This window comes from Arthrobacter sp. UNC362MFTsu5.1 (assembly GCF_000685965.1).
In the GTDB taxonomy this organism is placed as follows: domain Bacteria; phylum Actinomycetota; class Actinomycetes; order Actinomycetales; family Micrococcaceae; genus Arthrobacter.
Genome location: NZ_JMLE01000009.1, coordinates 130328 through 156852, shown reverse-complemented (window position 1 = coordinate 156852; position 26525 = coordinate 130328). Strand labels below are relative to the sequence as shown.

Annotated in this window: 20 protein-coding genes; 14 read left to right on the top strand and 6 right to left on the bottom strand. The window is 67.8% G+C overall.

What is annotated here, in order from left to right; genetic code table 11:
* Positions 1 to 3: 3 nt before the first annotated feature.
* Together cydD and BS38_RS0110960 are read left to right on the top strand one after the other, a co-directional pair.
* On the top strand, positions 4 to 3600 hold the full coding sequence (gene cydD, locus BS38_RS0110965) for a thiol reductant ABC exporter subunit CydD (protein ID WP_028270838.1): 3597 nt from the start codon (positions 4 to 6) through the stop codon (positions 3598 to 3600).
* A gap of 9 nt (positions 3601 to 3609) precedes the next feature.
* Complete coding sequence (locus BS38_RS0110960; RefSeq protein ID WP_028270837.1) at positions 3610 to 4704, top strand: GNAT family N-acetyltransferase; 1095 nt, start codon at positions 3610 to 3612, stop codon at positions 4702 to 4704.
* A 21-nt stretch (positions 4705 to 4725) separates the two neighbouring features.
* Here the strand turns inward: BS38_RS0110960 and BS38_RS0110955 are convergent, their stop codons facing one another.
* Positions 4726 to 5244 carry a DinB family protein gene (locus tag BS38_RS0110955; RefSeq protein ID WP_028270836.1) on the bottom strand — a complete coding sequence of 173 codons (519 nt, stop codon included), beginning with the start codon at positions 5242 to 5244 and terminating at the stop codon, positions 4726 to 4728.
* A gap of 9 nt (positions 5245 to 5253) precedes the next feature.
* Positions 5254 to 7752 carry a DNA gyrase/topoisomerase IV subunit A gene (locus tag BS38_RS0110950; protein WP_028270835.1) on the bottom strand — a complete coding sequence of 833 codons (2499 nt, stop codon included), beginning with the start codon at positions 7750 to 7752 and terminating at the stop codon, positions 5254 to 5256.
* A gap of 53 nt (positions 7753 to 7805) precedes the next feature.
* On the opposite strand from BS38_RS0110950, the gene BS38_RS0110945 reads away from it, so the two are divergent.
* From BS38_RS0110945 to BS38_RS0110930, 4 genes are read left to right on the top strand one after another with little or no spacing between them, the layout of a single operon-like run.
* A complete protein-coding gene (locus BS38_RS0110945; protein WP_028270834.1) occupies positions 7806 to 10523 on the top strand; it encodes a bifunctional acetate--CoA ligase family protein/GNAT family N-acetyltransferase in 2718 nt (905 codons plus the stop codon).
* A gap of 54 nt (positions 10524 to 10577) precedes the next feature.
* Entirely contained in the window at positions 10578 to 11318 is a 741-nt protein-coding gene (locus BS38_RS0110940; RefSeq protein WP_028270833.1) for a DUF5998 family protein, read from the top strand.
* 1 nt (position 11319) lies between these two features.
* Positions 11320 to 12558 (top strand): alkaline phosphatase family protein, encoded by a 1239-nt coding sequence (locus BS38_RS0110935; protein WP_051628848.1) that lies wholly within the window; start codon positions 11320 to 11322, stop codon positions 12556 to 12558.
* A complete protein-coding gene (locus BS38_RS0110930) occupies positions 12551 to 13273 on the top strand; it encodes a thymidine kinase (RefSeq protein ID WP_028270831.1) in 723 nt (240 codons plus the stop codon). Before BS38_RS0110935 ends, BS38_RS0110930 begins: the two co-directional genes overlap by 8 nt.
* Before the next feature lie 18 nt (positions 13274 to 13291).
* On the opposite strand, the gene sepH is transcribed toward BS38_RS0110930, so the two are convergent.
* Complete coding sequence (gene sepH / locus BS38_RS0110925) at positions 13292 to 14728, bottom strand: septation protein SepH (RefSeq protein WP_028270830.1); 1437 nt, start codon at positions 14726 to 14728, stop codon at positions 13292 to 13294.
* A gap of 354 nt (positions 14729 to 15082) precedes the next feature.
* Between sepH and BS38_RS0110920 the strand changes: the two genes are divergently transcribed.
* Positions 15083 to 15382, top strand: a complete 300-nt coding sequence (locus BS38_RS0110920) for a DUF4193 domain-containing protein (protein WP_028270829.1) — start codon at positions 15083 to 15085, stop codon at positions 15380 to 15382.
* 10 nt (positions 15383 to 15392) lie between these two features.
* Here BS38_RS0110920 and BS38_RS0110915 read toward each other — a convergent pair whose 3' ends face one another.
* Entirely contained in the window at positions 15393 to 15881 is a 489-nt protein-coding gene (locus BS38_RS0110915) for a DUF3093 domain-containing protein (RefSeq protein ID WP_028270828.1), read from the bottom strand.
* 117 nt (positions 15882 to 15998) lie between these two features.
* On the opposite strand from BS38_RS0110915, the gene dut reads away from it, so the two are divergent.
* The 4 genes from dut (at position 15999) to BS38_RS0110895 (ending at position 18476) form a co-directional block, all read left to right on the top strand.
* The gene (gene dut, locus BS38_RS0110910; protein WP_028270827.1) at positions 15999 to 16547 is read left to right on the top strand and encodes a dUTP diphosphatase; all 549 of its coding nucleotides are present in this window, start codon (positions 15999 to 16001) and stop codon (positions 16545 to 16547) included.
* A 96-nt stretch (positions 16548 to 16643) separates the two neighbouring features.
* Entirely contained in the window at positions 16644 to 17351 is a 708-nt protein-coding gene (locus BS38_RS0110905) for a DUF3710 domain-containing protein (RefSeq protein WP_028270826.1), read from the top strand.
* Positions 17344 to 17736 carry a hypothetical protein gene (locus BS38_RS0110900; protein ID WP_028270825.1) on the top strand — a complete coding sequence of 131 codons (393 nt, stop codon included), beginning with the start codon at positions 17344 to 17346 and terminating at the stop codon, positions 17734 to 17736. The genes BS38_RS0110905 and BS38_RS0110900 overlap by 8 nt, the downstream gene beginning before the upstream one ends.
* Positions 17733 to 18476, top strand: coding sequence for a DUF3159 domain-containing protein (locus tag BS38_RS0110895; RefSeq protein WP_028270824.1), 744 nt, complete (start codon positions 17733 to 17735; stop codon positions 18474 to 18476). Before BS38_RS0110900 ends, BS38_RS0110895 begins: the two co-directional genes overlap by 4 nt.
* Here the strand turns inward: BS38_RS0110895 and BS38_RS0110890 are convergent.
* The gene (locus BS38_RS0110890) at positions 18473 to 19234 is read right to left on the bottom strand and encodes a potassium channel family protein (protein WP_028270823.1); all 762 of its coding nucleotides are present in this window, start codon (positions 19232 to 19234) and stop codon (positions 18473 to 18475) included. The two genes, BS38_RS0110895 and BS38_RS0110890, sit on opposite strands and share 4 nt — an antisense overlap.
* Positions 19235 to 19906, bottom strand: coding sequence for a potassium channel family protein (locus tag BS38_RS0110885; RefSeq protein ID WP_028270822.1), 672 nt, complete (start codon positions 19904 to 19906; stop codon positions 19235 to 19237).
* 189 nt (positions 19907 to 20095) lie between these two features.
* Here BS38_RS0110885 and BS38_RS0110880 point away from each other — a divergent pair, with 189 nt between their 5' ends.
* The 3 genes from BS38_RS0110880 to acnA all read left to right on the top strand — a co-directional run bounded on the left by BS38_RS0110880 (position 20096) and on the right by acnA (position 26422).
* The gene (locus tag BS38_RS0110880; protein ID WP_028270821.1) at positions 20096 to 22072 is read left to right on the top strand and encodes an APC family permease; all 1977 of its coding nucleotides are present in this window, start codon (positions 20096 to 20098) and stop codon (positions 22070 to 22072) included.
* Positions 22069 to 23457, top strand: a complete 1389-nt coding sequence (locus tag BS38_RS0110875) for a class I SAM-dependent RNA methyltransferase (protein WP_028270820.1) — start codon at positions 22069 to 22071, stop codon at positions 23455 to 23457. The genes BS38_RS0110880 and BS38_RS0110875 overlap by 4 nt, the downstream gene beginning before the upstream one ends.
* 154 nt (positions 23458 to 23611) lie before the next feature.
* Entirely contained in the window at positions 23612 to 26422 is a 2811-nt protein-coding gene (acnA, locus tag BS38_RS0110870; RefSeq protein WP_028270819.1) for an aconitate hydratase AcnA, read from the top strand.
* Positions 26423 to 26525: the final 103 nt, after the last annotated feature.

Sequence of the window (26525 nt, the reverse complement as noted above, 5' to 3'; positions counted from 1 at the left end):
CCCATGAGACCGCAGTTCCCGGCCGGACCCGCAAACCGGCTCGCGCTTTATTGGCTGGGCTTCCTTGCCGCCCTCAAGGCATTGTCCCTGGTGCTGATGGCGCAGGCGGTCGCCTCGGTCCTGGCCGGGCTGGTGTCCCAGAACCCGGCGTGGGCGGACCAGCTGGGCTGGGGTCTGGCCGGTGTGGTCCTCCGGTCCCTGACGGTGTGGGCGCAAGGGGTGGCCTCGCGCCGGGCGGCCCTCGGGGTCAAGGAGGAACTGCGTGCAGCACTGCTCGAACGCGCGCTGCGGAACGGCACACGGGCGGCAGGCCCGTCTGACGGCGGTTTGGCGATCCTCGCCACCAGGGGCCTGGACGCACTGGACAGCTATTACACGCAGTTCCTGCCCGCCCTCGTCAACTGCGCCGCCATCCCGCTCCTGCTGGGAGTCCGGATCCTGTTCGCCGATTGGGTCAGTGCAGTGGTGGTCGTCCTGACCGTACCGCTCGTGCCGGTGTTCATGGTGCTGATCGGCCGGTACACCGAAGACCGGGTCCGCGCCGCGCAAACGGCTTTGGCCCGGCTGTCGGGCCACATGCTGGAACTGGCCAAAGGGCTGCCCGTACTGGTGGGCCTGGGCCGGGCCAGCGCCCAGCGGAAGGCACTCGAGGACATTTCGGAGCAGTACCGCTCCCGGACGATGGACACCCTGCGGACAGCCTTCCTTTCCGCGCTCGCCCTCGAGCTCATCGCCACGATTTCGGTGGCCGTAGTGGCCGTCTTCATCGGCGTGCGCCTGGTCCACGGCGACATGGCACTCGAAGCCGGGCTGCTGGCCCTGATCCTGGCCCCCGACTGCTATCTGCCGTTGCGGGAACTGGGCACCGCCCACCACTCAAGCGACGACGGACGTGCCGCCCTGGCCGAGGTCACCGCGGTCATGGATGCGCCGGAGGTCCGGCCGCTGCAGCCCCAGAATGACGGCTCGCAGCCGCACAACGGTTCTCTTCCGCTGAATGGCTCACGGCCGCAGGGCCGCCGGCATCCCCTGAACGGAGCGTCCGACGGCGGTTCGGGACTTCCGGCGCTGACCGTCAGGAACCTGACGGTCACGTACGGCGGGCGGCTGGAACCTGCCGTCGGACCGCTCAGCTTCGACGCGCCCGCAGGGCTGATCACTGCCCTCGATGGGGCCAGCGGGGCAGGCAAGAGCACCATTCTGGGCGTCCTGGCGGGAATCGTCGGAACCGGCGGCAGTGCAGCGGTGAACGGCCGGATCTCCGGGTTCTCGCCGGCGGACGTCGCCTGGGTGCCGCAGCATCCCGTCATGGTGGAGGCCAGCGTGCTGGCCGAGGTGACGCTCTACCTGGCGGGCGGCGCTGCCGGCACGGGCTCCGCCGCTGCCGCCACCGAGAAGGCCAGGGCCTGCCTTGAGGCGGCGGGAGCCGGGCACCTGGCTGCGAAACACCCCGCCGAGCTCAGCCCGGGGGAGCTCCGCAGGGTTGCCCTGGCGCGCGGCCTGGCCAGGATCGAGGCCGGTGCCACCCTGCTGCTGCTGGATGAGCCCACCGCGCATCTGGACCGCGAATCCGCCAACGTGGTCAACGGCTCCATCCTGAAGCTTCGCGGCCGGGCCACTGTGCTGCTCGTGGCCCACGACCGCCTCACCAGGGAACTGGCGGACCACGTAGTGCCTGTCACGGCCGGTTCCGCGCTGCGACGGCCGGCCGCAGACGGCGCCCCGTCACGGCTTTCCACGGTTCTCCGGGCCCCGGACGCGGGACTTGATGCGGCTCCGGACGCGGCACCGGCGACCACGCAGGCGACGACGCGGGCCGCCGCAGCGGGTACCCGAGGCCGGGCCGAGGGTCCCTCGGGGGTCCGGACGCACAACACTTCCGCCCGGATCTTCAGGCTCCTGCGGCCGGAGTCCCTCAAGTTCGGCGCGGCCGGCGTCGTGGGGGTGCTGGCGGCCCTGTTCGGCGTCGCCCTCGCAGGATTGTCCGGCTGGCTCATCATCCGTGCCAGCGAGCAGCCGCCCATCCTCTACCTCCTGACCGCCATCGTGGGCGTGCGGTTCTTTGGCATCGGCAGGGCCGTCCTGCGCTACACCGAACGGCTCCTGCTGCATGATGCAGTCTTCGCCTCGCTCACCAGGCTGCGCGGCCGGCTCTGGGATTCCCTGAGCCGGCGTGCCCTGTCCCTGCGGCGGCTGCTGCAGGGCGGAAATGTCCTGGGAACGGTGATTGACGACGTCGACACGGTCCGGGACCTGCTGCCCCGGGTGGTCCTGCCGCCCGTGACCGCCGTGGCCGTAGGCGCATCCGCCGTCGCGGCCACAGCCCTCCTGCTGCCCGCGGCGCTGCCCGCGGTCATCTCAGCTGCCGTGGTTTCCCTGGTCGCCGCGCCGGCCGCGGCACTCCTGGCAGACAGGATGTCCGCACAGGCCGAACAGCGGCTCCGCTCAGGGGTCCTGCGGGACATCGCCGCGGCGCTGGACGCGCGGGCTGAACTGCACGCCAACGGTGTTGCCGCACCTGTCCTGTCCGCCATCGGCGTTGCCGATAAGGAAGCAACAGCCGCCTCGCAGCGGTCCGCGTGGGCCGAAGGGCTGGGCCAGGCGCTCACCGTCCTGGCCTGCGGTACCGCCGCCCTGGCCACTGCCGTGCTGGCCGGCCCCGAGGTGACGGGCGGATCCGTTGCCCCGGCCACGGCCGCCGTCGTGGTCCTGCTGCAACTGGCGCTGGTGGATCCGTACGCCGCCATCACGACGGCGGTACGCCAGTACCCGGCGCTCCAACTGGTCCTGGACCGGATCAGCGAGGCCGGCGTTCTGGAGGCCTCCGACGCCGAAGGCGCGGACGTTCCTGCCGGAGTCACACCCGCTGCGGAAGCCGCTGGACGGAACGGCGGGACACCCGGACTGGAACCTGTTGCCCAACGCCCCGGCGCGCTGCCCGGCATCGAGCTTGAGTCGCTCTCCGCCGCCTGGCCCGCGGGCCCGGAAGTCTTCAGCGCTGTTTCCGCGACGGCGGAACCCGGCCGCTGGCTCGCCGTCACCGGAACTTCGGGCTCCGGAAAGTCAACCCTGCTGGCCGTCCTGCTCGGGTTCCTGCCGCCACGCTCCGGCCGCATCGCCGTCACCGGACGCGCCGCCTGGTGTCCGCAGGAAGCGCACCTTTTCGACTCCACCATCCGCGGCAACCTCCTGCTCGGCCGGCCGGAAGGCAAAGACGGCGACGCCGGTCAGGAAATCGCTGAGGCCCTGGCAGCCGTGGGGCTGGAGCCGCTGCTGCGCCGGCTGGAGGACGGCGCCGACACCCGGATCGGACCCGGCGGCGCTTTCCTCAGCGGCGGGGAACGCCAGCGGCTCGCGGTTGCCCGCACCCTCATGACCGGGGCGGACGTAATCCTGCTGGACGAACCCACCGCGCACTTGGACGCCGAAGCCGGCCGGGAAATGCTTGCTGACCTTCGGCGGGGTCTCGCCGGGCGGACCGTGGTCCTGGTGACCCACAATCCCGACGACATCGACCCGGCAGACCGCAGGCTGGACCTCGACGCAGGGGCGCGGGCCGGCGTCGGGCATGTTCTGGCGCGGGGCGGGGCCGGCAGTTAGCCTGTTGGCATGCTGATCAACGATGCTCCGAGGCCCGGATCCTGGCGGGACGCACTGGCCGGCGAGGGACTGGCCTGGCGTCCGGCCGACGAACCGGACATCGCGGCGTGGGCTGCCCTGATTGCCCGGACGGCCGAGGCGGAACGGCCGGTGTGGTTTGAACGGGCCGCCGACCTTGAACAGGTCCTGCAGTCGACGAAGAACTATCCGGCCGCCAACACCCTGCTGGTGCTGGACGGCGGGTCCGTTCCCCGGGCCTATGCGCGCATCACGAAAAACCCGGACGGCGACAAGGCCTACGGTTTCGGCTGCGTCGACCCGGCCTGGCAGCGCCGGGGGATCGGCACGGCGCTGCTGGGATGGCTCAGCGAGCGGACCCTCGAGCGCTTCGCGGAAGACCCTGGGGCGGACGACGGCGGCCCGGAAGGCAGCGGCACAAAAGGCAACGGCACGGAAGGCAGCGGCACGGAAGGCAGCGGCCCGGTGCCGCGGCTGCGCGTGCACATGGAGCAGCAGCACGAGCACCAGCAGCGGCTGCTCCGCCGGAACGGATTCCGCGTGGTGCGCTATTTCAACGAGATGCACCGGCGCCTGGACGGCGTTCCGCTTCCCGAAGTGCGGCTCGATGACGGGCTGGAGCTGGCCACCATGCGGCCGGAGCTCACTGAGGAGGTCCGGCTGGCCCACAACGCAGCCTTCCGTGACCATTGGGGAAGCGAGCCCCGGGATGAGGAATCCTGGGGCTTCACCGTCAATGATCCGCAGGCCAGGCCGGACCTGAGCGCAGTGGTCCTGGACCGCAGCTCCGGAATCGTGGCAGGCTACCAGCTGGCCAGCCACGACCCGGACAGCGCGGTATCCCGGGGGTACAGCGAGGGGTATACGGAACTGCTGGGCGTCCGCCGCGAGTACCGCGGACGAGGGGTCGCCCGGGCCTTGCTGGCCGATGCGATGCGGCGCTTTGCGGCGGCGGGGATGGACCGCGCCTCCCTCGACGTCGATTCAGAGAACCCCACCGGCGCGCTCGCCCTCTACGAAAAGATGGGGTACGCCGCCGTCAACCGGAGCCTGGCGTGGGACAAGGAACTCGCGCCGCCCAACTGAAACCCGCCTGGCTTAGCGCGCCTAGGCGTCGACGTCGTGCAGGTGATGGACGACGTCGTGCAGGAAGTACTGCGCGAGGGTCATCACCGTGAACTCCGAACCGTTGCTCCGGAGGCCTTTCCGGCCCCACTCGTCCTCGTGCACGCCGGCGAAGGATGCCGCGATCTGCTCGCCCTCGGCGGTCAGTTCCGCACTGACGATGGCGGGGTCGGCATTGGCGTAATCCTGCTCCACGGCGGTCTTGTCCTGGTCCCAGTTCTCGAACCGGGCATCATCGGAAGTCAGCATCAGGTTCAGCCGGCGGTCGAAGAGGCTGAAGACGTCCCGGACATGCGATGCGTACTCCAGCACGGACCAGGTGGCCTCGTCCGGTCGTTCAGCGACATCCGGCCGGCGCAGTGCCGCCCGCCAGCGCGGCAGCATGTTCGTGACGCTGCCGGGAACCGTGGCCGGAGTGACCGTTGAGGCGTCGAATCCGCAGTCCGGGCATACCCTGGTCAGCACCCAGGTCCAGTCTTTTTCATCGGGGATGATAGGCATGCCAGTAGTCTAGGCCCAGGTCATGCTGGGCCCAATGGCGTCCACGGCCTGCGACAGCGGGATGCCGGAACCGTCCCGTCGGCCATGCTCCTGCGGGAGCGACCGCGCCACCCCTGCCAGCGAGGACGCCTTAGCCGGACCGTGTCCGGCCCATGCAATGAGCAGGGTATCTTCGCCCTTCAGGAACCGGTGTGCCCGCACTCCCGCAGTGGCCCTGCCCTTGGCCGGGTACTCCGCGAAGGCCGTCACCTTCCCGGCCCCCGGAGCCGTGCCCGGCAGGGCGCCGTCGGTCCCGGAAACAGTCACGACGACGGCCTCCTCGTCGCCGGGGGCAACGGTTCCGAAGAACAGCACTTCGTCCCCGGCTCCCAGTTTGATGCCCGCCATGCCGCCCGCGGTGCGGCCCTGCGGCCGGACATTGGCCGCGGAGAAGCGCAGCAGCTGCGCCTGCTTGGTGAGGAACACGAGGTCGACGTCGTCCGCCCCGGCAGGCTCAACGCCCACCACGGTGTCCTTGTCCTTGAGGGCAATGACTTCCCAGTCCTCGCGGTTGAGGGGGTAGTCGGGCTGCACGCGTTTGACGATGCCCTGCGCCGTCCCGATCGCCAGGACTGTATCCAGCGGGGCGAAAGCGACGAGTGTCTCGCCCTTCAGCAGCGTGATGAAGTCCTTGGCGGGCACGCCGCCGGCCAGGTTGGGAAGCCCGGACATCGGCGGCAACACGGGCATGTCCATGACCTGCAGGCGCAGCATCCTGCCCTGGGAGGTGACTGCCGCGATCTCGCCGCGCGCGGAGGTCTTCACCACGGACCGGAAGACGTCGTGCCGTGACCGCGGACCGGACTCGGCCAGCGGTTCCTGGTTTGAGGTCCGGGCGATCTGCCCGCTGGCGCTCAGGATGGCCCAGCAGGGATCGTCGGCTATTTCCAGGGCGAGCGGGGCCGCCTTGCCCTTGCCGCCGGGCGCAGCGGCCAGCGCGGCAACGGTGGGTGAGACTGCCTCGGATTCAAGCAGCACCGTCCGGCGGGGAGTGCCGTACTTTTCCGCGATGTCGCCCAGTTCGTCGGAGACCAGTTCACGCAGGCGCTGGTCCGAGCCCAGGATGGCCTCGAGCTCCGCGATCTCACGTTTGAGCTGGTCCTGCTCTTTTTCGAGCTCAATCCGGGAGTACTTGGTGAGCTGCCGGAGCCGGAGCTCCAGGATGTAGTTCGCCTGGATTTCGGTGAGGTCGTAGATGGACATGAGGCGTTCACGGGCGGCGGCAACCTCGTCGGAGGACCGGATGATCTGGATGACCTCGTCGATGTCCACGATGGCGATCAGGAGGCCCTCCACCAGGTGGAGCCGGTCCTTCTTCTTTGCCAGCCGGAAAGCCGTGCGGCGCCGCACCACGTTGATGCGGTGGTCCACGTAGACGGAGAGCAGCTGCACCAGGCCGAGCGTCTGCGGCTGGCCGTCCACCAGCGTCACGTTGTTGATGCCGAAGGAATCCTCCATCGGCGAGAAACGGTACAGCTGCTGGAGCACTGCGTTGGGGTTGAAGCCGTTCTTCAGCTCGATCACCAGCCGCAGCCCGTGCTTGCGGTCGGTCAGGTCCACGATGTCGCTGATGCCGGTCAGCTTCTTGCCGTTGACGGCGTCCTTGATCTTCTCGATCACCTTCTCCGGGCCCACCATGTAGGGAAGTTCGGTGACCACCAGGCCGGTGCGGCGGGCGGACAGCTGCTCGATCTCCACCTTGGCCCGGGTCTTGAACGAGCCGCGGCCCGTGGCATAGGCGTCGCGGATGCCGTCCAGGCCAACGATCCGGCCGCCCGTGGGCAGGTCCGGGCCGGGCACGAACCGCATAAGGTCCTCCAGGGTGGCCTCGGGGTTCGCGATCAGGTGCCGGGCTGCGGAGATGACCTCCACGAGGTTGTGCGGGGCCATGTTCGTGGCCATGCCCACGGCGATGCCCGTGGCGCCGTTGACCAGCAGGTTGGGGAATGCCGCCGGCAGGACATCCGGCTGGGTCAGCTGGTTGTCGTAGTTGGGGACGAAATCCACCACGTCTTCGTCGAGGTGGTCGGTGAGGGTGAGCGCAGCCGCCGCGAGGCGGGCCTCGGTGTACCGCGGGGCTGCCGGGCCGTCGTCGAGCGAGCCGAAGTTGCCGTGGCCGTCGATCAGCGGCAGCCGCAGCGAAAAGTCCTGCGCCATGCGGACCATGGCGTCGTAGATCGCGGTGTCGCCGTGCGGGTGCAGCTTGCCCATGACCTCGCCCACCACGCGGGCGCTCTTGACGTGGCCGCGGTCAGGGCGCAGGCCCATTTCGCTCATCATGTAGAGGATGCGCCGCTGCACCGGTTTCAGGCCGTCACGGGCATCCGGGAGGGCCCGTGAATAGATGACCGAATAGGCGTACTCGAGGAACGAGCCTTCCATTTCCGACGTGACGTCGATGTCAACGATGTTCTCGGTGTAGTCCTGGACGGCGTCCCCTGCCGGGGCGGAACTTTGGCGGCGGGCCATGGGGCTGGTGGATCCTTAACGGTTTACTGGCGAGTTTTAGCTAGGCTAACCCTATGGTGGATCAGCCCGGGGACGGCGTATATCCGGAATATTGGGAAGCCGATGTCGTTCTGCGGGACGGAGGGACGGCTCATCTGCGCCCGATCCACCCCTCAGATGCCGACGCCGTGCAGGCTTTCCATACCGGCCAGTCGCAGAAGTCCATCTACATGCGGTTCTTCGCCTTCAAGGCGAGGCTCTCCAGCAAGGAGCTGAAGCGCTTCACGGAGGTGGACTACAAGGACCGGGTGGCGCTGGTGATCACCATTGGCGGTGAAATCCTGGGCATCGGCCGCTACGACCGGCTGACCGATCCCGAAGAAGCCGAGGTTGCCTTCAATATAGCCGACGCCCACCAGGGCCGCGGCATCGGATCCATCCTGCTGGAACACCTGGCCGCCGCCGCACGCGAAAACGGCATCCGGAAATTCAGCGCCGAAGTGCTGCCGGAAAACCGCAAAATGCTGATGGTCTTCTCCGACGCCGGTTACGACGTCAAGAGGCATTTCGACGACGGCGTGGTGAGCCTCGAGTTCAACATCGACCCCACGGAAAAATCCCGGGCGGTGATGGAGTCACGTGAGCACCGCGCGGAGGCGCGCAGCATCCAGGAGCTGCTGGCGCCGTCGTCGGTCGCGGTGATCGGGGCCAGCCGCAAGTGGGGCACCATCGGCTACCAGCTGCTCGAACACATCATCGAAGGCGGCTTCACCGGGCCGGTCTATGCCATCAACCCCGAGGCGCTCGAACTTGCCGGGATGCTGTCCTTCGCAAGGCTCTCCGAGGTACCGGACCCGGTCCGGCTGGCCATCATCGCCGTCCCCTATGAGGAAGTCCCCAAAGTGGTGGCGGACTGCGCGGCCGCGGGCGTCAAAGGCGTTGTGGTGGCGACGGCCGGGTACGCCGACGACGGTGAGCGCGGGCTTGCCCGGCAGCGTGAGCTGGTCCGCCAGGCCCGCTCCAACGGGATGCGGGTGATCGGCCCCGCATCCCTGGGCATCGTCAACACGAACCCGGCCGTGTCCCTGAACGCCTCCATGGCGCCAAGCCTGCCGCGCCGGGGCGGCCTGGGACTCTTCAGCCAGTCCGCCGCAATCGGCGTGGCGTTGTACGCCGCCTCCAGCCGGCGCCGCCTGGGCCTTTCCACGTTCCTGTCCGCCGGCAACCGGGCCGACGTCTCGGGCAACGACATGATGCAGTTCTGGGAAGACGACGCCGACACCGCCGCGGTGGGGCTCTACCTCGAATCCATCGGCAATCCGCGCAAGTTTTCCCGGCTCGCCCGCCGCCTTGCCCGCACGAAGCCCGTCATCGTGGCGAAATCGGACTCGATGGGCCTGCAGTTGCCTCCGGGGCATGCGGTGCGGACCACGCAGGCGCCTGCCGGCGCCCTGGACGCGATGATGCGCCAGTCCGGCGTGATCCGGGTGGAAACGATCGAGCAGCTGATGGACGTGGCCCAGATCGTCGCCGGCCAGCCGCTGCCGGCCGGGGCGGACATCGCCGTGTTCAGCAACTCCCGGGCCCTCGGCAAGGTGGTCGCGGACAGTGCCGCCGCCAACGGGCTCGGCGTTGAACGGATCGTCACCGACGTGGACCTCGACGCCGGCATGTCACTGGCGCTGCCGGCCCTCCGGGAGAGCCTGGCCGGGATCCTTGCCTCGGACTCCATCCACGCCGTCGTAGTGGCGCTGCTGCCGGCACGGGGCCTCACCGTGGAGAAGATTGCCGGCGTCCTCGCGGAATGCTCCGCCGCGGCCGGAAAGCCGGTGGTTGCCGCCTTCACCGGAATCCTGGACCCGTCCGTCTATGTTGAGGGCATGGTGGGCGCGGACCCGGCGGGGGCTGGACCTGTCCACGCCGTGGGCGCCGAATCCGTACCGTGCTACTCCAACCCCGGCGCCGCCGTCGCAGCGCTCGCCGCCGTGGTCAAATACGCCGAGTGGGTGGAACGCGACCAGGGCCTCTTCGCGGAGCCGGAGGGATGCGACCCCGAAAGCGTCCGGGCCGAGCTGGAGGACCTGCTCCATGACGTCCCCGGCGAACAACTGGTGCAGCTCGCCCCGGCCAAGGCGGCAACGCTGCTGGCCCACTACGGCATCGACGTGGTGCCCTCCGTGGGCTTCGAGACACCCGACGAGGCTGTTGCAGCCGCCGAGCGGCTTGGCTGGCCCGTGGTGCTGAAGACCACCGATCCGACCCTGCGCCACCGGCTGGACCTTGGCGGTGTGCGGCTGGACATCCAGGACGCCGAATCATTGCGGCGCAACATCGTCGAGATGCACCGCGCCCTGGCGCCCTACGGCTCGCCGTCCATGGAAGTCCAGATGATGGCTCCGGTGGGCCAGGCGTGCACGTTCCGGGCCATTGAGGATCCGTTGCTGGGCCCGGTGGTTTCCTTCGGACTGGCCGGGGACGCGGTGAATTTGCTGGAGGACTGGGCCCACCGGGTTCCGCCGCTGTCCGGCGCCGATGTCCACGACTTCATCCGTGCGCCGCGCGCGGCCAGGAAACTGTTCGGCTACCAGGGCCTTCCCGCGGTGGATGTGGCCGCGCTGGAGGACCTTGCCGCGCGGTTGACCCGGCTCAAGGACAACCATCCCGAAATAGCGCTGGTCGAGTTCAACCCTGTCCTGGCCGGGCTTCGCGGCGTATCTATCCTGGCCGCTGATGTCCGGATCGCGAACGCCGCCCAGCGGACAGACAGCGCCCGCCGGGCGATGCGCAGCTAGCCCGCCCCGGGCGCACAGTTAGCAAGTGCCCAGTCGATCTGTGAAAATGGAGTAATGAGCCCCCAGCCTCCCACGTCGAAGCCGCACGCACCCCGACCCGGTCACCAGGCCTCGCACGGGCATAGCGCACATGACCACGGCGTCCAGGGCCAGAGCCTGGAAGGGGCGCTCCAGCAGGCAGGCTTCTACCCCCGGCTGGTGGCCGACGTCGTTGATGACGCCCTGGACGGGCGCGACTGCATGGCGCACCTTGTGCATCTTGAAACGCATTTCGACCGCGCGGAGGTGCGCCGCCACATCACTGTGCTGGTGCTGACGGACGACATGCTGGTCATCGCCCACGTTGACGACCAGCAGCTCGACGAGGCCGGCGAACAGATTGTCGCCCAGATTTCCACCGAGTCAGTGCCGGTGGCGCAGATCCGTTCCGTGGTGCTGAGCTACATGTACGCCCAGCCGCAGAACTACAAGCCCTCCGATCCCGTGCGGGAACTCACCCTCTCCATCGCCTGGTCCGGCGGCCAGCGCCTGGACATGGGGCCGGCCAGCTGCGGGGATCCCCAATGCGAAGCGGACCACGGCTACAGCGGCACCATCGCCCAGGAGGACATTGTGCTGCGCATCAGCGCCGAAGCCGACGGCCTGCAGGCCGTCCAGGACGCCAAGCTGTTCGCCCGCGCGCTGCGCGCCGTCAACACCGGTTCGGCGCCCCTGCCGCACAACGGTCCGGTGGCCGCGCCACGTCCGCGCACCGGCGTTTTTGGAAACCGCCTCAGCCGCGGGCACCAGCGCTGAGATGATTCCCGGAAACAATGCTGAGCCGTCAGCCCTCGCCATCGCCGAGGGTGCCCGCGTTCCTTCACCGATGCCCCCGGCGCCTGCCTTCGGCCAACGTTCCATCGCCGAAGTACTGACCAGCGCGGCAGCGAGCCTGGGGATTGAGGGCTTCGAGAACCGGCTGAACCTGCCCGCCGCCAAGCGGGTGTGCGTTGTCCTCGCCGACGGCCTGGGCCGCGGCCTGCTCAAACAAAAGTCGGCGCACACGCCCTTCCTCCGGTCCGTGATGCAGCAGGGCCAGGGGGCGGTTCCGGTAGCGCTGGACTCCGCTTTCCCCTCAACCACTGCATCCTCCCTCGCCAGCTTCGGAACAGGGCTCCCGGCCGGCCAGCACGGAATGGTGGGCTATGACGTCCTCGATCCCGGACAGGACAAGGTGGTCAACATGCTGGGCAACTGGGATGCCGGCGTGGACCCGCTCGAGTGGCAGCCGTTTCCCACGGTGTTCGAGCGCGCCGCCGCCCACACCGACGTCACCACCATCAGCCTTCCGCAGTTCGGCGCCTCGCCCATGACCCAGGCCGCCCTTCGCGGCGGCCGGTTCATCGCCGCCGGTACTCCGCATGCCAGGACTGCTGCCGCGGCGGAAGCCATGCTGGACGCCGAAAGCTCCCTGATGTACTTCTACGTCAACGACCTGGACAAAGCCGGGCACCGCTACGGCTGCCAGTCCGCCCAGTGGGAACACCAGCTGGAAGAACTCGACGCAACGGTTCGCCGGCTCAATGCCACGCTTCCGCCGGGGACCACCGTCCTGTTGACGGCGGACCACGGCATGCTCGACGTCCCGGAGTCGCAGCGGTTCGACTACTCCGCGGAACCGGCCCTCATTGCCGGTGTGCGGCACACAGCGGGGGAGCCGCGCATGGTCCACCTGTACTTGGAGCCCGACGCCGGTGAACAGGACCGGGCACGGCTGATCGAGTCGTGGCGGGAGCGGTTTGGTGACAGGATCTGGGCGTTCACCCGCGACGAGGCCGTGTCCGCCGGACTCTTCGGCGACGTCCGGCCGGCGGTCAGTGCGCGCATCGGCGACGTCATGATCGCCGCCCGGGACGCCCTCGCGCTCTACGACACGCGCCGCGTCCGCTCCACCGCCCTGGAGGTCGTCGGGCAGCACGGGTCGCTGACCAAGGCCGAGCGGGAGGTTCCGCTGTTGTACTTCCAGGCCCAAGGCAGAAAGGGAGCGCGTGGCTGAACTCGTCTTCTTCTCAGGAACGATGGACTGCGGAAAATCCACGCTGGCCCTGCAGATGGACCACAACCACCGGGCCCGCGGCCGCGGCGGCGTCCGGTTCAGCCGCAACGACCGTGCCGGCGGTGCAAGGATCTCCAGCCGGCTCGGGCTCGAAACGGACTGCGTGGAAGTCCTGGACTCCACGGACTTCTGGGACGAGGTCATCCAACGCCGCACCCGCGGCCTCCGGGTGGACTACCTGATCTGTGACGAAGCCCAGTTCTACTCACCGCTGCAGGTGGAACAGCTCGCCCGGATTGTGGACGAGATCGACGTCGACGTGTTTGCTTTCGGGATCAGCGCCGACTTCCGAACCCGCCTCTTCCCGGGGTCGCAGCGGCTCATCGAGCTGGCGGACCGTGTCCAGGTCCTGCAGGTGGAGGCGCTGTGCTGGTGCGGACGCCGGGCCACCCACAATGCCCGCACGGTCGACGGCGTGATGGTCACCGAAGGTGCGCAGGTGGTGGTGGGCGACGTCGACATGGCCGGCGACCAGGCCTCCACCGGCGCGGCGGACCACGCCCCCGTGGTGGGCTACGAGACGTTGTGCCGACGGCACTTCATGCGGCGGGTCACCGCCCACGGCGCCAACGTCATGGCCCAGCAGGACCAGCTGCTGCCGTTCGAGGTGGACGCCTGCCTGTGGCACGGTGCCGGAGAAACCCGGCCCGGCTGACCCGCTACGCCGGGCGGTTCAGTCGCCGCGTGCGCCGAAAACTATTTCATCCCAGCTCGGTACGCTGGAACGCTTGGGTTTGGACGGCTGCCGTTCGGGCTGCTCCGCGTCCCGGTCGTTTCTGGGGGTGGCCGGTGCGTCGTCCCGGGTCCGGCGCGGGCTCCCTCCACCCAGCAGTTCATCCAGCCCCACGTTCGGAGCGGATTCGCGGTTCCAACCGGTCTGGCGGGGGCGCGCCGTTTCCCTGACCGGAGCAGTTTCCGCCGCGGCGGCTTCATCGCCGTCCGGGCTGGCGGCAGGTACCGCCGGCGTGCTGCCGGAGTCTTCAGCGGACGCTTCGTCCGGGTCCGTCACCGGACGCAGCGGGGAGGCCACGATGGTGATTTCGCGGGTTTCCGTGCTGACGCCGTCGTGGAGTTTCAGCCGTTCATCGTCGTCCCCGGTGTGCCGGGGAGCCAGGCTGAGGCGGGACAGCATTGACGCGCGGACTTCACGCTTGCGGGTGAACGAGTCTCCCTTGGCGGCCGGGGATTCGGCTTCGTCGCGGCTTTCCGTCCCCGTTGCGTCGTCGTCGGAGTCGGGCTCCGCTACCACTTCGGAGGGCCGGGGGTGGGCCGCCGGAACACCGTTGGTGAGCAGCAGTGCCAAGGCGTCGTCGGCGTCCTCGTCCACACCGAGCCGCTGTCCGCGGCGTGAGCGCAGCATCTCCAGCAGGCCGTCCGAGTCCTTGCCGGGCTGGCCGGATGCCGTCCGGGCAGCGGCCGCCTCGGCGTCGGTCTCAAAGTCAAACGGGCGGTCGGACACTGCCGACAGGCGGCGGGCAGGCACAGGACCGTCGAGCGGTTCCAGCTCGCTGAGCTGCTGTGCCCAGCGGTTGGCGTTCTGCAGGGATTTCCGGGCGGGACTGAAAGTCCACATGGCGGGCGGTTCCTCGCCGATGCTGGTGTGCGCGCCGGTATTGGTTTCGAAGCGTGCCACCACGGTCCAGGTGCCGTCCGGGCGCCGCCAGGAGTCCCACTCGACGGTGGAGGATTCGATGCCGTGGGCGTTGAGGCGGTGTGCCACCATGTCGCCGAGGGTTGCCGGGTTGTCGCCGAAGGCGGAGCGGTAGACGTCATGGCCCGGCGCAGGGGAGGCCACCTCGATTTTTCGCGCCTGCTGTGCGACGTAGTCGCGCTCGGCAAGTACGGGGCCTTCATAGCGCTGGACCTTGGCCAGGGGGATGCCCGAGAGTTCCGAAACCTCCGCGGCCGTGGCGCCGCTTCTGATGCGCGCCTGGATGTCCCGCGGGGACATGGCAACAGGCGCAACTGCAGCGGCCGCTTTCGCCGGAGAGCGGCTGGCCGCGAGCCGAAGGGCTTCGTCGATCGGCAGCCGGAACATCTCGCCGCCGGTGCCGCTCAACAGGAGATGCTCCCCGTCGTCGTGGACGCCTACAAGCCGTAGATCCTGCATACAAATCCTCCACCCTGGCATTACTGACATTCGAAACTCTGCCACTCGGCAGTCGCAATTCGGGGGAGGGGAGAGGGCGCGCCGCAATATTCCAGGGTTTTCCAGTCGTCAAGTGCGTTTTTACTGCTTCCGGCCTACGGCGGGCGGGCCCGGCCGGCACCCGCCTCGCACAGACCACGCTTTCCCATGCCGCGCAGGGAAAAATAGGCGCCTGAGTCGGGCACAAAATGAGTCAAGCCAGCGTTGACATCGGTGAACCGGCCCGGGGGACCAGCCCGGCGGACGATGTCCGTCCCGAAGAGGCCACCGGCGCCCGGCCATCCAACCGAAAAATCGGAGTGTGAACAGAAGATAATGGCGACAGACTACGATGCGCCGCGGAAATCAGAAGAGGACCTGAACGAAGATTCCATCGAGGCATTGAAGACCCGCCGCGTGGACAAGCCAACGGCAGTGGTGGATGAGGACGAAGCCGAGCTGGCTGAAGGCTACGAACTCCCGGGGGCAGACCTGTCCGGCGAAGAACTCCTGGTCCGCGTCCTGCCGGCCCAGGCTGATGAATTCACCTGCTCGTCATGCTTCCTGGTCCGTCACCGCTCGCAGATCGCCCGGGAAAAGGACGGTTTGCTCTTCTGCAAGGAGTGCGAGGGCTGACAGCGGCGCCCTAGGCGCGGGTGAGGGCGGCGGTCAACTGTGCCGGGTGCCGCGTGGAGGTGAGCCAGTAAGGCGTGGGGTCGGATGGATCCGTGATGTCGATCCTCACCACCGGGTCCACCCAGCCCCGGATGCAGAGGTATGCCAGTCCGTTCAGGCGTGTGCCGCGTTCCGCCGTCGCCTCCTTGCCGGTGAACGGTGTCACGGTCCCTATATAACGACGCTCGATGGTGGCCCGCCCCACTTGGAGCGTTTCTGCCGTCACCGTTATCGACGGCGTGGACAGGATCAGCAGCACCGTGATGATGCTGAACAGCACCAGTGCCGCCGTGATGCCGGCCGCCATGCTGATCGGAGCAAACACGAGGATGCCTGCGCCGGACAGTCCGGCTGCGACGAGCCAGATCCAAAGGTTGGGGTGGAGTTTCTCGCTGTACAGAACGGCTGTTCCGCGGGGTGTGCTGTTGGGGGCAGGCACAGCTGCACTAGATTCCGGCATAGGCCCAGCTTTCCACTTTTTCCGGGGTATTTCACCTTGGCCCGGTAGCGGCCGCTGCCCGCGGCGGCCAGGCCGCGGCTAGGCCAAGGTGCGCCGCTCGCGTTAGAGTAAATGACTGTGACTGAAGAAACTGCAGCCGTGAGTACTTTGCCGCCGAACTCCCTGGAAGGCAGCGCCGCGGCCTACGGATCGCCCACGCTGTCGGTCCAGCTGAAAATGCTCGACGCCGGCCTCGAAGCCCCGTCCTACGCGCACCCCGGCGACGCCGGTGCGGACCTTCGCGCCCGCGAGGACGTAGTCCTTGAACCAGGCGAACGCCGGCTGGTGCCCACGGGGGTTTCCATCGCCCTCCCCAACGGTTATGTCGCCCTCATCCACCCCCGGTCCGGGCTGGCCACCAAGCATGGCCTGACAGTGGTCAACGCCCCCGGGACCGTGGACGCGGGATACCGCGGCGAGATCGCCGTGACGCTGCTGAACACGGACCGTGAGAAGGCCATCGAGCTGCGGCGCGGCGATAGAATTGCACAGATGGTCATTCAGCGCGTGGAGTACGCACAGTTTGTGGCCGTTGCGGAATTGAGCGACTCGGTCCGCGGTGACGGCGGCTTCGGTTCCACCGGCGGATTCGGTTCCGCCGCCGGGTTCGGAACACCGCAGGCCTAGCCGCGGGCGCTGCCCGGCTCAGCCGGTGCTGCATGACTTACCGCGCGGCCCACAGTGGCACGGCGGGAATTGATCACTACTAAGGAGACAAACCCGATGGTTTTTGGGCGTGGCAAGAAGGCCAAGAAGGACCAGGCGGCAGAGACCGCGGAAAGCCCGGAAACTGCAGGCTCCGTTGCCGAGGAGCGCACTGGCCGGGCAGCCACGGGGCCCTTTGACGTCTCCGAAGTCGACAGCACTGACGGCTACGTTGACCTGGGAGCCCTCCTGATTGCTCCCCGGGAAGGCCTCCAGCTCCGTCTCGAGATCGAGGAAGCCACCCAGCGGGTTGTGGCTGTGACCATGGACCTCGACGGGTCGAGCCTCCAGCTCCAGGCCTTCGCCGCGCCCCGCACCGAGGGGCTCTGGGACGAGATCCGTGAACAGATCGGCCAGTCCGTGGGAAGCCAGGGCGGCCAGGTCGAGGAGATTCCCGGCGTTTTCGGTACCGAACTGGTGGCCAAACTTCCGGCAGGAACGGCCGACGGCGCGGGCGGCTACCGCGTGGCCCGCTTCATCGGCGTCGACGGCCCCCGCTGGTTCCTCCGCGGCGTGCTGGGCGGCGAAGCTGCCCTGGACCGCGACGCCGCGGCGAACCTGGAATCGCTGTTCCGGCAGATCGTGGTGGTCCGCGGCGAGAGCCCCATGCCGCCGCGTGACCTGCTGCAGCTCCGCCTGCCGAAGGATTCCGCTCCCGCGCCGCTGCAGGGCGCACCCGAGTTCGAGCAACCCGAGCGCGGACCGGAGATCACCCAGATTGGCTGACCCGGCCGGCGAATATCCGCAGCCCGAACTTTCCATCAGTGGATTGCCGGACCGTGGACGGGTGCTGTGCCGTGGCTTCATCGAGTCCGTGACCTACGTACCGGCCGCACAGGTTGCCAGCTTCACCGCGATCATCACGGACCACGACCTGCCGCGCACCAAGGGAGGCGCTGCCCCCGCCGCGGTGGAACCGGCGTCGGCCCGGAGGCCCGGAGGACCCGGCCGGCGCGACCGGCTGCGGGTCGTGTGGCTCGGCCGGCGTCGCGTTCCCGGCGTCGACCCCGGCTGCGAACTCCGGCTGGAAGGCATGCTGACGTTGCGCGACGGGCTGCCCACCATGTTCAACCCCCGCTACGAAATACTGTCCCGCCAGGAGAACCAATGACGCCGTCCGAGACTCCGGATCCCGCTGCCGGACCGGCCGCATCCGAACCGGTCAAACCACGGCCCGCGCCCGAGCCGCCGTCAGTGGCCGACCTCGCGGAAGGCTACGCGGTCAAGGCCGGCCTGCACCGGACCAAGGACGGCAGCATCGATGTGCTGAAGACCGCCGGCGGCGTCCAGGGTATCGCCGAGAGCATCGTCCCCGGACTCACCTTCCTCGTAGCCTTCACCATCACCCGCGACCTCACCCTGTCCCTGATCGGGGCCCTTGCCGCGGCCGCAGCCTTCACCATTGCCCGGCTGGTCCAGCGGCGTCCGCTGACCCAGGCGCTGGCCGGGATAGTCGGCGTCGGAATTTCGGCGTGGCTGGCGAACACCACCGGGAAGGCGGAGAACTTCTACGTTCTGGGGTTCTTCACCAACGCCGCCTACATTGCAGGCATGGTGGTGTCCATAGCACTGCGCTGGCCCATCGCCGGCCTGCTGTTCGGTTTCATCAGGAACGAGGGCCTGGAGTGGCGCAAGGACCCGGCCCGGGTCAGGGCCTACCGCCTGGGCACGTGGGTCATCGTGGGTGTCCTGGTGCTGCGGCTGCTGGTACAGGTGCCGCTCTACCTCCTCGGCGAGCAGGGCCTGAACGGCCTCGCCACCACACGGCTCCTGATGGGCGCCCCGCTGTACATCCTGGGCATCTGGGTTGCGTGGCTCATCACCAAGCCCGACCGTAGCCGCCCGAACTAGCCGTCGAAGCCGTCGTCCTCGGGAGCCTGCTGCTCCCGGGGCTGGGCGGCGGCCGGGTGCCCCTCGTCCTCCTGTGCACCGTCCGTGTCCCGGTCCTGCTGTTCAGGCGACAGCAGCGCCCTGAGCTGGTCTTCGGCAGCAATGGTGGTGACGAAAAACAGTTCGTCCCCGCCGTCGAGCACATCGTCCCGGCTGGGCGTGATGGGGGCCTGGTCCCGGAGGATCGCCACCAGGGTGGAGTCCTCGGGCCAGTCAATGTCTCCCACGGTGGTTCCGATGACGTGCGAGTCGTGGGGCACGGTGAACTCGACCAGGGACGACACCCCGGTCTGCAGCGTGAGCAGCCGGACGAGGTCGCCGATTTCCACCGCTTCCTCAACGAGGGCGGTCATCAGCTGCGGGGTGTTGACTGCGACGTCCACGCCCCACGAATCATTGAACATCCAGTCATTCTTGGGGTTATTGACGCGTCCCACCGTGCGGCCGACGCCGAATTCGGTTTTGGCCAGCAGGGACACCACAAGGTTCACCTTGTCATCACCCGTGGCTGAAACCACCACCTCGGCGTCCTCGAGCTTGGCGTCCTGGAGCGTGCTCAGTTCGCACGCGTCGCCCACCAGCCAGTGCGCCCCGCGGAGCCCGCTGCGGCCGATCACTTCCGGTTTCAGGTCGATCAGCAGGATTTCGTGTTTGTGGGCAAGAAGCTCACGGGCGATCGAGGAACCGACGCTGCCTGCCCCGACGATGACGACTTTCACTTACTGCTCCTTGGGGGGTTCTTTGGCAAGAATGTGGCCTACCTCGGCGCTGCGGTCCACGCGCAGCATGGCGTGGACGGTGTCGCCCTCCTGATAGGACGTGCCGGCGGCCGGCAGCATACCTTCGCCAAACCTGGTCAGGTAGGCAACCCGGATTCCGGCCGCCTTCTCGATCTGGGCGACGGAGTGCCCGATCCACGCCGGGTCGAGGTCGATTTCGGCCAGGACCAGCCGGCCGGAGGGCTCACGGAAGTCGCCGGCGAGGTGCTGTTCGGGCAGGATCCGGCGCAGCACCTGGTCCGCGCTCCAGCGCACTGCCGCGACCGTGGGAATGCCCAGGCGCTGGTAGATCTCGGCGCGGCCGGGGTCGTAGATCCTTGCCACCACGTGCGGGACGTGGAACGTTTCGCGGGCCACCCGGGTGGCCAGGATGTTGGAGTTGTCACCGCTGGACACGGCCGCGAAGGCGTACGCCTCACTGACGCCGGCCTGTTTCAGGGTCTCCCGGTCGAACCCGACTCCGGTGACCTTGCGACCGGAAAAGCCGGTGCGGAGCCTGCGGAAGGCACGGTCGTCCTGGTCGATAATGGCCACCGAATGGCCCGCATCCTCGAGGGTGTGCGCAAGCGTAGCTCCCACACGCCCACATCCCATGATCACGAAGTGCGCCACCCGTGCCTCCTCAGTCTTTTTCCTGTTGCTGCGTAAGACTCTACCGGCCGTCGGCGCCACTCGGCCCGGTGGCCGCAACTTCCCGCCCGGCGGCCTCACCGGCGGCCGCGGGGGCGCCGCGGAGTGGCCCCGGGGCGAACAGCCACATGCCGTCATGACATCGCGTCCGAATCAGACTAGCTTTGTGGAGTGCTGACAATATTGAATGCCGTGAAGCGGGTGCTGGTGGGGAGGCCCTTCCGGAACGACCGGCTGGCCCACACCCTCCTGCCGAAGCGGATCGCGCTTCCGGTCTTCGCCTCGGATGCCCTGTCCTCTGTGGCCTACGCGCCCGACGAAATCCTCCTGACCCTGGCACTGGCGGGCGTCAGCGCGGTTGCCTTTTCACCATGGGTGGGCCTCGCCGTCATGGTGGTGCTGCTCACGGTGGTGGCGTCCTACCGCCAGAACGTCCACGCCTACCCGTCCGGCGGCGGCGACTACGAAATAGCCAACGTCAACCTGGGCAAGTACGCCGGATTGACCGTGGCCTCAGCGCTGCTCGTTGACTATGTGCTCACGGTTGCCGTCTCGATGTCCTCCGCGGCAACCTACCTCACCGCAGCGGTCCCGGCGCTTCACGGCCAGCAGGCACTGATTGCCACCGTGGGCGTGGTCATCCTGGCGCTGGTAAACCTGCGGGGCATCAAGGAAGCAGGCAGCGTCTTTGCCGTTCCCACCTACATCTTCATGGCGTCCATCCTGGGCATGACCGCCGTCGGCGTCTTCCAGGCGGCAACCGGCCAGCTCGGCGAGGCCCCGTCCGCGAACTTCACGATTGTTCCGGCGGCCGGGTTCGACGAGGGGCTGGTGGGGCTTGCCGGCGCCTTCCTGCTGCTCCGCGCGTTCTCCTCGGGTGCCGCGGCCCTGACCGGCGTGGAAGCCATCAGCAACGGCGTTCCGAATTTCCAGAAACCCAAGAGTAAGAACGCCGCCACCACGCTGCTGCTGCTGGGTGTCATCGCTTCCGCAATGCTCGCCGGCATCATCTACCTGGCCAACGCCACCAAGGTGCACATTGTGCTGGACCCGGCCACGGAATTCCTGGTCAACGGGCAGCCGCTGCCGGAAGGCTACATCCAGAGTCCGGCCATCAGCCAAATCGCCCAGACCATCTTCGGGCCGGGTTCGGTGCTGTTCTACATCGTGGTGGCCGCAACCGGCGTCATCCTGGTTTTTGCCTCGAATACAGCCTTCAACGGTTTCCCGGTCCTCGGATCCATCCTCGCGCAGGACGGCTATCTCCCGCGCCAGCTGCGCACGCGCGGTGACCGCCTGGCCTTCAGCAACGGCGTGCTGGCCCTCGCCGCAGGCGCCCTGGTGCTCATCCTGGCCTTCAACGCCGACGTCACCAAGCTCATCCAGCTCTACATCGTCGGCGTTTTCATCTCCTTCACGGCAAGCCAGCTGGGCATGGTCCGGCACTGGGGGCGCGAACTCAAACTGGCACGGGACAAGACCGTGCGCCGCCGGATGCTGAAGTCGCGCACCATCAACATGATCGGGTTCGGCATGACCGCCCTGGTCCTGACCATCGTGCTGATCACCAAATTCGAGCAGGGGGCATGGATCGCGCTGCTTGCGATGTTCGTGCTCTTCCTCATCATGTGGAGCATCCGTGCGCACTACGACAACGTGGCCAAGGAACTGGCCGTGGACGAGGACTCCTCCCCGCGCGCCCTTCCGTCCCGGGTCCACGCCGTGCTCCTGGTGTCCCACGTCCGCAAGCCCGTCCTGCGGGCCCTGGCCTATGCGCGCGCGTCCCGGCCCTCGCGGCTCGACGCCATCACGGTGGATATCAACTCCGAAGAAACGGCCCACACCCTCGCGGACTGGGAGAAGCTCGAAATTCCGGTGCCGCTGACGGTCCTCGCCAGCCCGTACCGGGAAACGGTGACCCCCATCATGGAATACGTCAAGAACATGCGGCGGGATTCGCCCCGCGACCTCATCGTGGTCTACATCCCCGAGTACGTGGTGGGTAAGTGGTGGGAACAGCTGGTCCACAACCAGACCGCCCTCCGCATCAAAACCCGCCTCCACTTCGAGCCGGGTGTCATGGTGGCCAGCGTCCCCTGGCAGCTGAAATCGTCCGAAGAAGCCAAGAAATTGCAGGATATCCAATGAACCCCGAGACCCAGACCCGCACGCATGCCGAACTTGTGGTGGAGGTCGGGCCGATAGCCCACGGCGGCCACTGCGTGGCCCGCCACGAAGGCCGCGTGGTGTTTGTCCGGCACGCAATTCCCGGCGAAAAGGTCAGGATCCGGCTGACGGACGCCGGCGAGGACTCCAAGTTCTGGCGCGCCGACGTTGTGGAGGTGCTCGAAGCGTCACCGGACCGCGTGCCCCATTTCTGGCACGTGGCTGATTCCCTGCGTGCCTGGTCCCACGGCCACCCGCCCGTGGGCGGCGCCGAACTGGGCCACGTCTTGCTGGAACGCCAGCGCAGCCTCAAGGCTGAGGTCCTGGCGGAACAGCTGAAGCGGCTCGCCGGCGTCGAACATCCGGCTGTGTGGGCGGACCCCGCCGGCCGGGAGAACATCGTCGAAGCTGTGGGGGAAGCTGCGGCGGCCGACGGCACCCCCGGCGCGGCAGGCCTCGGCTGGCGCACGCGGGCAAGTTTTGCCGTGACGCCCGCCGGGAAGCTGGGAATGCATGCCCACCGTTCCGATCAGGTCATTGCCATCCGTGAGATGCCCCTCGCCGTGGCCGGAATCAACGAGCTTAAGCTCTGGGACGCCGACCTCCAGGGCGTCGAGCGCGTGGAAGTGGCAGCCCCTGCCAACGGATCGCGCCCGCTGGTTCTGCTGGCCCCGTCCGCAGGCACCCGCGCCAAGCGCCTCAGCGGCATCCTGGCGCAGCTTCCCGACGACGTCTCCGTGGCCAGTTTCGATCCGGCCAAGGGCGAGGTGCTGCAGCTGCGCGGCCGCACCTGGGTCCAGGAGACCGCCGCCGGACACGAATACCGTGTCACGGGGGAGGGCTTCTGGCAGATCCACCGGGACGCGCCGGACACCCTCGTCGGGGCGGTCAAAGGATTCCTGCACGACGGCGGATACCTTGAGCCGGGCGCGGTGGTGGCCGACCTGTACGCCGGTGCGGGCCTTTTCACCGCAGCCCTCGCCGACGCCGTCGGTGTCACCGGTTCGGTGCTGTCCGTTGAAGGTGCCCCCGGCACCAGCCGCGACGCGCGGAAGAACCTCCACGGGGCGCCGCAAGTGGAGATCGTGCAGGGACGCGTGGAACGTGTGCTGCGCCAGAAACCCCGCAACTTCGACGCCGTCGTCCTTGATCCGCCCCGCGCCGGCGCGGGCAAAGCCGTGGTCAGCCAGTTGATGGCCGCGGGGCCGCGGGCGGTCGCCTATGTGTCCTGCGATCCGGCGTCGTTCGCCCGGGACCTGGGGTACTTCCAGCAGGGCGGCTGGTCGCTCGCAGGGCTGCGGGCGTTCGATCTGTATCCGCACACGCACCACATGGAGACAGTGGCGTTGCTGACGCCCCCGGCCTGATGTGACTAGGATGGGCGTAGTAGTCCCACGTCGCGCGCCGAATTCTCGGCTGACCCCATGCTCTTTTGTATGACCTTGTACTAATTAGGATGACCTAACTAGCAAGCGGTCTACCGCGCGACAAAGATGAAACTGTTGCGAGAGGAGTCCTGCGATGAGCATTGTGGACAGCTTCGGTTCAAAAGGCAAACTTAATGTAGCCGGTACCGAATACGAAATTTTCCGGTTGAACTCCGTTGAAGGTGCAGAAAACCTTCCGTTCAGCCTCAAGGTATTGCTTGAAAACCTGTTGAGGACCGAGGACGGCGCGAACATTACGGCCGATCACGTCCGAGCACTGGCCGGTTGGGATCCCAACGCCCAGCCCGACACTGAAATCCAGTTCACGCCGGCGCGCGTGATCATGCAGGACTTCACTGGCGTGCCCTGCGTTGTGGACCTCGCCACCATGCGTGAGGCCGTCAAGGAGCTCGGCGGTGACCCCAAGAGGGTCAACCCGCTGGCTCCCGCCGAGATGGTGATCGACCACTCGGTGCAGATCGACGCATTCGGTAACTCCGGCGCACTGGAGCGCAACATGGAGATCGAATACCAGCGGAACGGGGAGCGCTACCAGTTCCTCCGCTGGGGCCAGACCGCGTTTGACGACTTCAAGGTCGTCCCGCCGGGAACCGGCATTGTGCACCAGGTCAACATCGAGTACCTGGCCCGCACCGTGATGACCCGTGAAGTTGACGGCGTTGTCCGGGCCTACCCGGACACCTGCGTCGGCACCGACTCGCACACCACCATGGTTAACGGCCTGGGCGTGCTGGGCTGGGGCGTTGGCGGCATTGAAGCCGAAGCTGCAATGCTGGGCCAGCCCGTGTCCATGCTGATCCCGCGTGTCGTGGGCTTCAAGCTGACCGGATCCATCCCGGCCGGCGCCACCGCCACCGACGTCGTCCTGACCATCACCGAGCAGCTGCGCAAGCACGGTGTTGTGGGCAAGTTCGTGGAATTCTACGGCGAAGGTGTGGCGGCAGTGCCGCTGGCCAACCGCGCCACCATCGGCAACATGAGCCCGGAGTTCGGCTCCACGGCCGCCATGTTCCCGATCGACGACGTCACCCTCGACTACCTGCGCCTCACCGGCCGGTCCGAAGAGAACGTTGCCCTCGTGGAGTCCTACGCGAAGGAACAGGGCCTCTGGCACGATCCTTCCAAGGAGATCAAGTTCTCCGAGTACCTCGAGCTGGACCTGTCCACGGTTGTTCCCTCCATCTCCGGCCCGAAGCGTCCCCAGGACCGCATCGAGCTCACGGATGCCAAGGAGCAGTTCCGCAAGGACATCCACAACTACGTGAGCATCGAAGACGGCAGCGTCGACGAGTCCCTGGAAGAGTCCTTCCCGGCCTCCGACCCGCCCTCCTTCACCCACGCCGATTCCCACACCACCGAAACTGCGCGCGTTGAGTCTGCCGCCAACGGTGCCCATGGGCGTCCGTCCACCCCGGTGCACGTTGTCACCGCGGACGGCCGCGAGTTCGAGCTGGACCACGGCGCGGTCTCCATCGCCTCGATCACGTCCTGCACCAACACGTCCAACCCGTCCGTGATGCTTGCTGCCGCACTGCTGGCCCGCAACGCCGTGGACAAGGGCCTGGCCGCGAAGCCGTGGGTCAAAACCTCCGTGGCTCCGGGCTCCAAGGTAGTCACCGACTACTACGAGAAGTCCGGCCTCACGCCGTACCTGGAGAAGCTCGGCTTCTACATCGTGGGCTACGGCTGCGCCACCTGCATCGGCAACTCCGGCCCGCTGGACGCCGAAATCTCCGAGGCCATCCAGGCCAACGACCTTTCCGTCACCGCGGTGCTCTCCGGTAACCGCAACTTCGAAGGCCGGATCAACCCGGACGTGAAGATGAACTACCTGGCCTCCCCGCCGCTGGTCATCGCCTACGCCCTGGCCGGAACCATGGACTTCGACTTCGACACCGATGCCCTCGGCCAGGACGAAGCCGGAAACGACGTCTTCCTGAAGGACATCTGGCCGAACCCGGTCGAGGTCCAGCAGGTCATCGACTCCTCGATCGACAAGGAAATGTTCGCCCGCGGCTACGAGGGCGTCTTCGACGGCGACGACCGCTGGAAGGCACTCGACACCCCGGCCGGCGACACCTTCGCCTGGGACGAGAAGTCCACGTATGTCCGGAAGCCCCCGTACTTCGAAGGTATGAAGGCCAAGCCGGAGCCCGTCACGGACATCACCGGTGCCCGCGTGCTGCTCAAGCTCGGCGATTCGGTCACCACCGACCACATCTCCCCGGCCGGTTCCTTCAAGTCGGACACCCCGGCCGGCCAGTACCTGCTGGCCAACGGTGTGGAGCGCAAGGACTTCAACTCCTACGGCTCGCGCCGTGGCAACCACGAAGTCATGATCCGCGGCACGTTCGCGAACATCCGCATCAAGAACCAGCTGCTCGACGGCGTCGAAGGTGGCTTCACCCGCGACTTCACCCAGGCGGACGGTCCCCAGGCGTACGTTTACGACGCCGCCCAGAACTACCAGGCAGCCGGCACCCCGCTGGTGGTCCTGGCAGGCAAGGAATACGGCTCCGGCTCATCCCGTGACTGGGCTGCCAAGGGCACCGCGCTCCTGGGCGTCAAGGCTGTCGTGGCCGAAAGCTACGAGCGCATCCACCGCTCGAACCTGATCGGCATGGGCGTCCTGCCGCTGCAGTTCCCGGCCGGCGAATCAGCCGCGACCCTGGGCCTGAGCGGCACGGAAACCTTCGCAGTCGAGGGCGTCACGGCCCTCAACGAAGGCACCACGCCGAAGACCCTCAAGGTCACCGCTACAGCTGAAGACGGCTCCGCCAAGTCCTTCGACGCGGTCCTCCGCATCGATACCCCGGGCGAGGCGGACTACTACCGCAACGGCGGCATCCTGCAGTACGTGCTGCGCCAGATCTCCGCCAACTAGCGGCAGAGGTCACAACCGGCACCACCCAAAAGCCCCGGACTGTCACCGACAGGCCGGGGCTTTTGCGTGGCGGCCATCGCTCCCTGCGTCCGGCCCGCCGTCG

What these genes read in the sequence shown, in the direction of transcription:
- cydD (WP_028270838.1), top strand. Translation starts at nt 4, where the DNA reads ATGAGACCGCAGTTCCCGGCCGGACCCGCAAACCGGCTCGCGCTTTAT.
- BS38_RS0110960 (WP_028270837.1), top strand. Translation starts at nt 3,610, where the DNA reads ATGCTGATCAACGATGCTCCGAGGCCCGGATCCTGGCGGGACGCACTG.
- BS38_RS0110955 (WP_028270836.1), bottom strand. Translation starts at nt 5,244, where the DNA reads ATGCCTATCATCCCCGATGAAAAAGACTGGACCTGGGTGCTGACCAGG.
- BS38_RS0110950 (WP_028270835.1), bottom strand. Translation starts at nt 7,752, where the DNA reads ATGGCCCGCCGCCAAAGTTCCGCCCCGGCAGGGGACGCCGTCCAGGAC.
- BS38_RS0110945 (WP_028270834.1), top strand. Translation starts at nt 7,806, where the DNA reads ATGGTGGATCAGCCCGGGGACGGCGTATATCCGGAATATTGGGAAGCC.
- BS38_RS0110940 (WP_028270833.1), top strand. Translation starts at nt 10,578, where the DNA reads ATGAGCCCCCAGCCTCCCACGTCGAAGCCGCACGCACCCCGACCCGGT.
- BS38_RS0110935 (WP_051628848.1), top strand. Translation starts at nt 11,320, where the DNA reads ATGATTCCCGGAAACAATGCTGAGCCGTCAGCCCTCGCCATCGCCGAG.
- sepH (WP_028270830.1), bottom strand. Translation starts at nt 14,728, where the DNA reads ATGCAGGATCTACGGCTTGTAGGCGTCCACGACGACGGGGAGCATCTC.
- BS38_RS0110920 (WP_028270829.1), top strand. Translation starts at nt 15,083, where the DNA reads ATGGCGACAGACTACGATGCGCCGCGGAAATCAGAAGAGGACCTGAAC.
- BS38_RS0110915 (WP_028270828.1), bottom strand. Translation starts at nt 15,881, where the DNA reads ATGCCGGAATCTAGTGCAGCTGTGCCTGCCCCCAACAGCACACCCCGC.
- BS38_RS0110905 (WP_028270826.1), top strand. Translation starts at nt 16,644, where the DNA reads ATGGTTTTTGGGCGTGGCAAGAAGGCCAAGAAGGACCAGGCGGCAGAG.
- BS38_RS0110895 (WP_028270824.1), top strand. Translation starts at nt 17,733, where the DNA reads ATGACGCCGTCCGAGACTCCGGATCCCGCTGCCGGACCGGCCGCATCC.
- BS38_RS0110875 (WP_028270820.1), top strand. Translation starts at nt 22,069, where the DNA reads ATGAACCCCGAGACCCAGACCCGCACGCATGCCGAACTTGTGGTGGAG.
- acnA (WP_028270819.1), top strand. Translation starts at nt 23,612, where the DNA reads ATGAGCATTGTGGACAGCTTCGGTTCAAAAGGCAAACTTAATGTAGCC.